Annotated in this window: 9 protein-coding genes; 5 read left to right on the top strand and 4 right to left on the bottom strand. The window is 71.4% G+C overall.

Annotated features, from left to right (window positions below; translation table 11 throughout):
* A partial coding sequence (locus ACQKIP_RS32815) for an aldo/keto reductase (RefSeq protein ID WP_427744969.1) occupies positions 1-304 on the top strand: 304 nt, incomplete at its 5' end.
* A 218-nt stretch (positions 305-522) separates the two neighbouring features.
* Here the strand turns inward: ACQKIP_RS32815 and ACQKIP_RS32810 are convergent.
* Complete coding sequence (locus tag ACQKIP_RS32810) at positions 523-888, bottom strand: ANTAR domain-containing protein (protein WP_365856529.1); 366 nt, start codon at positions 886-888, stop codon at positions 523-525.
* A gap of 304 nt (positions 889-1,192) precedes the next feature.
* Here ACQKIP_RS32810 and ACQKIP_RS32805 point away from each other — a divergent pair, with 304 nt between their 5' ends.
* From ACQKIP_RS32805 to ACQKIP_RS32795, 3 genes are all read left to right on the top strand, one after another.
* On the top strand, positions 1,193-1,798 hold the full coding sequence (locus ACQKIP_RS32805; RefSeq protein ID WP_427744968.1) for a DUF6417 family protein: 606 nt from the start codon (positions 1,193-1,195) through the stop codon (positions 1,796-1,798).
* Between the two features lie 35 nt (positions 1,799-1,833).
* Entirely contained in the window at positions 1,834-2,331 is a 498-nt protein-coding gene (locus ACQKIP_RS32800) for a MarR family winged helix-turn-helix transcriptional regulator (protein ID WP_365856525.1), read from the top strand.
* 119 nt (positions 2,332-2,450) lie between these two features.
* Complete coding sequence (locus ACQKIP_RS32795) at positions 2,451-4,613, top strand: MMPL family transporter (RefSeq protein ID WP_365856523.1); 2,163 nt, start codon at positions 2,451-2,453, stop codon at positions 4,611-4,613.
* On the opposite strand, the gene ACQKIP_RS32790 is transcribed toward ACQKIP_RS32795, so the two are convergent.
* From ACQKIP_RS32790 to ACQKIP_RS32780, 3 genes are all read right to left on the bottom strand, one after another.
* Positions 4,562-5,701, bottom strand: coding sequence for an LCP family protein (locus ACQKIP_RS32790; RefSeq protein ID WP_427744965.1), 1,140 nt, complete (start codon positions 5,699-5,701; stop codon positions 4,562-4,564). The two genes, ACQKIP_RS32795 and ACQKIP_RS32790, sit on opposite strands and share 52 nt — an antisense overlap.
* 66 nt (positions 5,702-5,767) lie before the next feature.
* On the bottom strand, positions 5,768-6,283 hold the full coding sequence (locus ACQKIP_RS32785) for a transglycosylase SLT domain-containing protein (protein WP_365856521.1): 516 nt from the start codon (positions 6,281-6,283) through the stop codon (positions 5,768-5,770).
* A 424-nt stretch (positions 6,284-6,707) separates the two neighbouring features.
* Entirely contained in the window at positions 6,708-7,487 is a 780-nt protein-coding gene (locus ACQKIP_RS32780) for a helix-turn-helix transcriptional regulator (protein ID WP_365856519.1), read from the bottom strand.
* Positions 7,488-7,572: 85 nt separating this feature from the next.
* Here ACQKIP_RS32780 and ACQKIP_RS32775 point away from each other — a divergent pair.
* A partial coding sequence (locus ACQKIP_RS32775) for a sulfite exporter TauE/SafE family protein (RefSeq protein WP_427744963.1) occupies positions 7,573-8,361 on the top strand: 789 nt, incomplete at its 3' end.

Below are 8,361 nucleotides of genomic sequence, written 5' to 3'. Positions count from 1 at the left end.
CCAGTACCACGTGCACCGTCACGACGACCCCGCGGTGCTCGCCCGCTGCGAGGAGCACGACATCGCCTACGTGCCGTTCTTTCCGCTCGGCGGCGGCTTCGATCCCATCGAGCACGGCCGTCTCGCGCAGGTCGCCGAGCGGCACGGCGCGACGACCGCGCAGGTGGCCCTCGCCTGGCTGCTCGCGAGTTCCCCGAACATGCTGGCCATCCCCGGCACGGGCTCGCCTGCCCACCTCGCGGAGAACCTCGCCGCGGCCGGGCTGCACCTGGACGCGACCGACCTCGCGGAGCTGACGGCTTGATGGCCTGACGGCCTGATGAGCTGACGGTTCACGGAGCGGTGCCTGCCCGCGGCTTCCAGAAAGCGGCGAAGTCCGCTTCGGCCGCGGGCAGCAACCGGATGCGGCGCCCCGGGAACGCGTGGCTCATTGCCTGCCGTGCCGAGAAAACTGTCCGGGCCGGCTTGAGGGTCCTCACAACCACACAGCCCCGGGGGCATGTTCGGCCCGCAGCCGTCCGCCTACCGCTTCTCCAGCGCCGCGCTGAGCGCCGCGCGGATCTCGCCGGGCAGCGGCTCGCCCTCCGTCGTGGCGATCAGCTCTTCCGCGACGGCGCGCAGTTTGGTGTTGGAGTGCTGCGAGACCTCGACCAGGACCTCCCACGCCTCGTCCGCCGTACAGGGCCCCAGCGTCATCAGCATGCCCCGCGCCTGGTCGATCGCGGGATGCGACTCCATGGCGCGATGCAGGTCGTTGACCTCGGTGCGCAGCGCCCTGATCTCGGCAACCTCGTCCGCGCACTCGTCTTCGGCGGACTGCGGCTCGGGATCTCGTTGTTGGTTCAGTGCCGGGGTAAGGACCGGGTCCGGGTCCGGGGAGGAAGCCACCACCTCTGCCTCTCATTGACTCAGGGCAGCCTCCGTCAAGCCGACGGAGCTGCCGCTGAATCGAGCATCGCAGATCCTCCACATCTATGGCCATAGTCCCCGGCCCCCGGGGGAAGGGCGGCGCCGGCGGCTGTCTGTCCCAACCCACCGGCGCCTACGTTGCACAGCGCCGTGCTCTCGTGGCGGTCGGGTAGCCAACTGCGCCGAGCTGAAACAGGTGCGGTGCGCAATGCTCAACCGCCCTCCTGCGGGTGCGGATGCACGCTAGCGTCGCGGCAACGCACTGTGCGGCGGGAGGGCAGGGATGCGGCGTTCGACTGGGCATGACGTGCTGCTGCGACGCGTGGCCGACATGCAGGGCACCACTGATGGATGGGCCACGGCAGGACCCGGCCTCGATGAACGCGCCACGGGGGCCCTGGTGAAACTCGGGCTGGCCCGGGCGGCGCCCCCGGAACAGCAGGCGGAGCTCTCCGCGCAGACCGGGCGGCCGGTCGCGTGGGCGGTACTGCTGACGGACGACGGTTGGGACGCGCTCCTGTACGCACGGGTGCGGGCCGCCCCGGCGGCCGTCAGGGCCCCGGCGCCGGGGCTGCAGCAGGTGGGCCTGCGCCGCTCGGACCTGGACGCGCTGCGGCGGTTCGTCGCGTTGCGCGGACAGCTGCGCCACGGGCCCGCGCCGGGCCTGGAGGAGGCGGTGCAGGAGGCCCGCTTCAGCGCGGCGTCCAACCGGTGGGTCATGTACGTGAGCGGTGAGCAGATGGAGTCGATGGCGCGCGCGTTCTTCCTGGAACGGCTCGGCGGATCATCGGCGGCGGCCAACCGGTTCGCCCGGGTGTACGGCGTGACCTACACCCCCGCCGCTCCCCTGCTCGTCTCCGAGGCGGAGGGCGGCGAGGCCGGGCCGTAGGGCGTCGCCGGGCGAGGGATCTATAGGCTTCGCCTGTGGCCAGTACAGATGATTCAGCGTTCAGCGGCGGTGCGGCAGCCGATCCGGTGCCGACGGACCTCCAGGCGTTCGCGGTTCAGTTGCGGCGCATGAACGGCGAGATCAACCGCGTGATCCATGGTTTCGCCGCCGGCCACGATCTGCACGCCACGGACGTCCAGGCGCTGGCCGCCATCCTGGACGCCGATGATCCGCTCACTCCGGGGCGGCTGCGCGAGCACCTGGGGCTGACCTCGGGCGCCGTCACCGCATGCCTGGACCGGCTGGAGCGGGCCGGGCACATCCGCCGGTCGCGGGACAGCCAGGACCGCCGGGTGGTGCATCTGCACTACGCCCCCGGGGCCAAGGCCGCGGCGCGTACCTTCTTCCGGCCGCTGGCCGCAGCGACGGAGAGCGCCCGCGTGCGGTTCAGCGACGACGAACTCTCCGTGGCGCTGCGTTTCCTGGCGGCCATGAACGAAGAGCTCTCCGAGCTGCGCGCGAGCCAGCGCTAGGGCTGTCTGCCCGCATCTTCCGACCGACACGGGGCACCCGATGCACACTCCCGACAGCCGGAATGCTTCAATCATTGAGATTCTTAGTTGTTGAGGTATTGAGCCCCGCAAGGAGATCCATGTCCACAGGTACGCGCCTGGCACGCTGGCTCGTCCCCGTCGTCCTGCTCGTCGCCTGGCTCGGCATCGGCGGCACACTCGGGCCGTACGCCGGGAAGCTCGGCGAGGTCGCCACCAACGACCAGGCCGCCTTCCTGCCCCAGAACGCCGAGTCCACGCAGGTCATCGACGCGCAGAAGAAGTTCAGCCAGGACGAGACCCTGCCCGCGATCGTCGTGTGGACCGCGGACGGTGCCGCGCGGGCCGGCGGAATCGAGAAGGCCCAGCAGGACAGCGCCACCCGCGCGCTGGCATCCCTCGACGACCGTGAGGGCTTCGCCGGACCGGCGTCCCCCGCGCTGCTGTCCAAGGACGGCCGGGCGCTGCAGGGCGTCGTCCAGCTGCGCCCCGATCTCGGCGAGGAACTGGAACCCACCCTGGAGCGGGTCAGAAAGGCCGCGGACCAGGTGCCGGGGACAAAGGCGCAGGTGGCCGGGCCCGCGGCCAGTCAGGCCGATCTGTCCGACGCCTTCGGGGGCATCGACGGCATGCTCCTCGGGGTCGCCCTGATCACCGTCCTGGTGATCCTGCTGCTCGTCTACCGCAGCCTGCTGCTGCCGCTGGTCATCATTCTGGGGGCCGTCTTCGCGCTGGGCCTTGCCTGCGGGATCGTCTACGTCCTCGCCGACCACGATGTCGTACGGGTCGACGGCCAGGTCCAGGGCATCCTCTCCATCCTGGTCATCGGCGCCGCCACCGACTACGCGCTGCTGCTCACCGCACGCTTCCGCGAGGAGCTGGCCCTCGGCCGCGACCGGGCCGCCGCCATGCGGGCCGCGCTGCGCCGATCGCTGGGCCCCATCGTCGCCAGCGGCGCCACCGTCGCGCTGGGGCTGCTGGCCCTGCTGCTGAGCGATCTGACCAACAACCGCGCGCTCGGGCCGGTGGGCGCCATCGGCATCGCCTGTGCCGTCCTGAGCACGCTGACCTTCCTGCCGGCGGTCCTCGTCCTGCTGGGGCGGGCGGCGTACTGGCCCGCCAAGCCCAAGCCGGCCACGGAGAAGTCCGCCGGACAGGGCCTGTGGACCAAGGTGGCCTCGCTCGTCGACCGGGCGCCGCGCAAGGCCTGGGCCGCCACGCTCGCCGGACTGTTCGTCTGTGCGGCCTTCGCCCCCACGCTCAGCTCCAAGGGCGTGCCGCTGGACGAGATCTTCGTCAACGACGCGCCCTCGGTGGCCGCACAGCAGACACTGGGCGAGCACTTTCCCGGCGGCTCGGGCAATCCGGCCGTCGTGATCGCGGACGCGGACAAGGTCAAGCAGGTCACGGCCGCGGCCGGGCGCACCGAAGGGGTCTCGTCGGCCGCGGCCGTGAGCTCCTCCGGCCGGCCGGGTGCGGGGAAGCCGCTCGTGGTCGACGGCCGCGTCCGGATCGACGCCACCCTGGAGGATGCCGCCGACAGCGACGCGGCGAAGGACACCGTGGCCCGGCTGCGCGACGCCGTGCACGCGGTGGACGGCGCCGACGCCCTGGTAGGCGGCTACACCGCGCAGCAGTACGACACGCAGCGCACCGCAGAGCACGACCGCATGCTCATCGTGCCGGTGGTCCTGGCGATCATCCTGGTCATCCTGGTCGGGCTGCTCAGGTCGCTGCTCATGCCGGTTCTGCTGGTGGCGACGGTGGCGCTCAACTTCCTGGCCACGCTGGGAGTCTCCGCCCTGGTCTTCCAGCACGTCCTCGGCTTCAGCGGGACGGACTCCTCCGTACCGCTGTACGGGTTCGTCTTCCTGGTGGCGCTCGGCGTGGACTACAACATCTTCCTGATGTCGCGGGTGCGCGAGGAGTCACTGCGCCACGGGACCCGCGAAGGGGTGCTGCGCGGCCTGACCGCGACCGGCGGCGTCATCACCTCGGCCGGGGTCGTGCTCGCGGCGACCTTCGCGGCCCTGGGCGTCATCCCGCTGGCGTTCCTGGTGCAGATCGCCTTCATCGTCGCCTTCGGCGTCCTTCTCGACACCCTGGTCGTCCGCTCGCTCCTGGTGCCGGCCCTGGTCCGCGACATCGGCCCGAAGGCGTGGTGGCCCGGAGCCCTCAGCCGCACGGGGCCGGGGTCCGGGCCGGGGGCGGGTCAGGCGCCCGCGGAGACCGGCGAGTCGCTCTTGTCGCCCACCGAGTCCTGAGTGGCGGACTTCGGGATGGAACGGTCGTGGCGCAGGGCGGACCACACCTGCTGCGACGCCTTCTTCAGCGGCAGGACCCGTCCGGAGTCCTGTGAGTCATAGGTGACCGGCATCGTGACCATGTTCGTGCGGTCGGGGCTGATGCCCTTGAGCTCCTTGGCCAGACCGAGGAGCTTGTCGGCGGAGGCCAGCTCGGAGTCCGCGCTGATGGACTTGGTCGCGGTGTCGGCCAGGTCGTAGGACTGGGCGGGGCTGCCGAGCGGGTCGACGGTGTCGGCGCGGTGGATCAGCGCCTTGATGAACGCCTGCTGGAGCTGGATGCGGCCCAGGTCGCTTCCGTCGCCGACGCCGTGGCGGGTGCGGACGAGTTCCAGTGCCTGCTTGCCCTTGAGCGTGTGCTTGCCGGCGCTCAGGGCCAGGCCGCTGTTGGGGTCGTTGATGGCCTTGCGGGTGGTGATGTCGACGCCGCCGAGCTCGTCGATGAGCTTCTGGAAACCCTTGAAGTCGACTTCGAGGTAGTGGTCCATGCGCACGTGCGACATCTTCTCGACCGTCTTGACGGTGCACGCAGGGCCGCCCGCCTGGTAGGACGAATTGAACATGGCCTGCTGCGCGCCGGTGGCGGTGCCGCCGTGCGGCTTGGCGCACTGGGGCCGCTCGACCATGGTGTCGCGGGGGATGCTGACGACCGAGGCCTTCTTGTGGGTCTTGTCGACGTGCAGGACCATCGCCGTGTCGGCGCGGGCGCCGCTGACGCCCTTGCCGTACTGGCCGTGGGTTCCGGCCCGGGAGTCGGACCCGAGCAGGAGGATGTTCATCGAGCCGTTCTTCTGCTGGCTCGGCCGGTCTTTCCCGAGTGCGGCGTTCATGTCCGTGCCCTGGATGTTGCCGTTGAGGTGCTGCCAGGCGTAGGCCGCACCTCCGCCGCCTATCAGGACTGCTCCCAGGGCGCCCCATGCGACGTAGCGCAGGGTCTTCTTGCGCGGCTTGCGCCGCCGGGAGCCGCGTACCCGCGGGGGCCCGTACTCGGGCACTGCGGGGCCGGTGGCCATGTGCGCCTGCTGCTCGTTACTGCCTTCGTGCGGCATGCGCTGCCTCTTCTCGTTGACCGTTGACCGGTGACCGGTGGATCAGTTGCTTGGCCGGCCGGTGGCTCAGTACGCGGAGTCGACGTTGTCGATCGAGCCGTACTTGTCGGCGGCGTAGTTCGCGGCGGCGGTGATGTTGGCGACCGGGTCGGTCAGGTTATTGGGGGTGCCCGAGACGTGGTAGGCGTCGAAGGTCGGCTGGATGACCTGGAGCAGTCCCTTGGAGGGGGTGCCGGCCTGCGCGTTGACGTCCCAGCCGTTCTGGGCGTTCGGGTTACCGGAGGACTCGCGCATGATGTTGCGGTGCAGACCCTCGTAGGAGCCGGGGATGCCCTTGGACTTCATGATGTCCAGGGACTCACGGATCCAGCCGTCGAGGTTGTTGCCGTACTTCTTGTCGTCGGCCTTCGCTGCGGCGGCCTTGGCGGTCTTCGTCGCGGCGGTCGGCTCGGCGGCCTGGGCCTGCGTGGGGATCAGCGTGAGGGCTGCGGCCGCGGCGCCTGCGGTGGCGATACCAGCGACGGAGATCTTGCGCAGTCGGTTGATGCGGCTGGTGCTGGTCTGCGTCTGGGTGGTGGCCATGCGGGGGTAACTCTCCAATGCGATGTACGGGAGGGGGCTCGGTCGAAGCGAGCGGATGTGCTCGGTGCGTCGCGGCTCCCCGGACTTCAGCAAGGGTTAGCGGTGGCCGAAGCGGGACGCAATGATGTGACGTACTACCCCGTTACGCAGGTCGCCCCTGGTCAGACGCTGTACAGGAGAACCGCGGCCCCGCGCCGGAGCCCCGGCTGCTCTACTACCGTCGTTAGCATGTGACCTGGCTCCTATGGGTGGGCTCACAGCCTGGGCGGTGTTTTGCGGGTGCACCGGGCGTGGAGACGGGGCCGATGGGTAGACGACCCGCTTCGATGCCGCTTTCCGGCCGGTTTCTTCACGAACATGCTGGTCAGACCCTCTTTTGCCGCCTTCGTGACGGCGTCGGCGGCGCCGGTCGGGCCGATGTGTGTCAGCGCCGCCCGCCGGCGGGGCCCGTGGTGAAGCGGGACGGGGGTACGCCGAAGGCCCGGCTGAAGGCGGCGGTGAACGCCGCGGGAGAGGCGTAGCCGATCCGGGCGCCGACCTCGCTGACCGATGCGGTGCGCAGCAGCGGGAGGGCTGCGAGCAGCCGGGCGCGGGCCCGCCAGACGGCGGGGCTCTCACCGGTCTCGGAGCGGAAGCGCCGCGTGAAGGCCCTCTCGCTCATGGCCGTCGCGGCGGCCCAGGCGGCGTTGGTGGCCTCGGCATCCGGAGCGGCCAGGTACGCGCGGCACAGCCGCGCGAAGTCGGCGGAGGCCGGGATCCCGACGTGGAAGGGGAGCGGGGTGCGCTCCGCGATCTCGTACAGGAGGAGGGCGGCGATGCTGCCCTCGCGCCCCGAGAGGCTGTAGTGGGCCCCGAACTCGACGGCGGCCAGGAGCAGCTCGCGCAGCAGCGGCGGCACGTCCACGACCATGCAGGTGGCGGGCCACCAGGGGACGGCCGCCGGTTCGACGTACAGGCTGCGGGTGCTCACCCCCAGCATGTGCACCCGGTGCCGGGTGGCGGGCGGGATCAGCACGGCGCGCTCGGGCGGAACGGTCCACGTCCCCTCGGCGGTGTCGACGACCATGACGCCGGTGGCGCCGTAGAGGAACTGCGCGCGGCGGTGTTCGTGCCAGTCCAGGAGGTGGCCGGGCGGGTAGTCGGTGCCGATGGGCAGGACCGCACGGTCGACGTGGTCGACATCGGCGAGCGGGACGTTCTTCACCCGCCCACCCTAGTGGCCGGGACGCGAAAGAACCGTGCTGACCATCGCATGCCGGTAGGTGTTCGCGGCTGGTGGGGTGGGGCACATGGATTTCGTGGTGCTGGTCGGGGTCGGGCTTCTCACCGGAGTGACGACCGTGCTGTTCGGTTTCGGCGGCGGGTTCGTCGCGGTGCCGGTCGTGGTGTGGGCGGACGCCGCGCTCGGCGCGGACGCGATGCGGGTGGCGACGGCCACCTCGGCTTTGGTGATGGTGGTGAACGCGGGGTTCGCGACGGCCGTCACCCCGCGCCGGGTGCTCCGTTCGCTGCGCGGCAGCGGCCCGCTGGTGCTGCTCCTTGCGGCCGGTGCCGCCGCCGGAGCTTTCGCCGCGCGCCTCGCCCCGGCCGAGCCGGTCCGCTGGGCCTTCATCGCGTATGTCGGGCTCACCATCGCCGACCTGCTGCTGCGCCCCGGCTTCCTGCGCCCCGCCTCCGAAGCGCGGGCCGACGGTCCGCGCCCGCTGCCGCCGCTGCTGGGTGCCCCGATCGGCGCGGTGGCCGCCTTCCTCGGCGTGGGCGGCAGCGTCATGACCGTTCCCGCGATGCGGCGGGCGGGGCATCCGATGCGGGTGGCGACCACGCTGGCCAATCCCCTGACCCTGGCCATCGCGCTTCCCGCCACCGCGGTGGCCCTCACGGTGGCGGCGGTGCCCGCCGCCGCGGACGCCCGCGTGCACCTGGCGGGCCTTGTCGACGTCGGTGCCGCGGCGGCGCTGCTCCTGGGGGCTCTGCCGGTCATCGCGGTGCTGCGGCGCCGCCCGCCGCGATTCGGCGACCGCACGCATGCCCTGGCCTATGTCGGGCTGCTCGGCCTGGTGGCGGTCGCGATGCTCTTC

The organism is Streptomyces sp. NPDC059900 (assembly GCF_050270335.1).
Taxonomy (GTDB): domain Bacteria; phylum Actinomycetota; class Actinomycetes; order Streptomycetales; family Streptomycetaceae; genus Streptomyces.
This window is presented reverse-complemented; position numbering and strand designations above follow the sequence as displayed.

Excerpts from the sequence above, each read along its gene's own strand:
- ACQKIP_RS32795 (WP_365856523.1), top strand. The coding sequence starts at position 2,451 with ATGTCCACAGGTACGCGCCTGGCACGCTGGCTCGTCCCCGTCGTCCTG.
- ACQKIP_RS32805 (WP_427744968.1), top strand. The coding sequence starts at position 1,193 with ATGCGGCGTTCGACTGGGCATGACGTGCTGCTGCGACGCGTGGCCGAC.
- ACQKIP_RS32785 (WP_365856521.1), bottom strand. The coding sequence starts at position 6,283 with ATGGCCACCACCCAGACGCAGACCAGCACCAGCCGCATCAACCGACTG.
- ACQKIP_RS32790 (WP_427744965.1), bottom strand. The coding sequence starts at position 5,701 with ATGCCGCACGAAGGCAGTAACGAGCAGCAGGCGCACATGGCCACCGGC.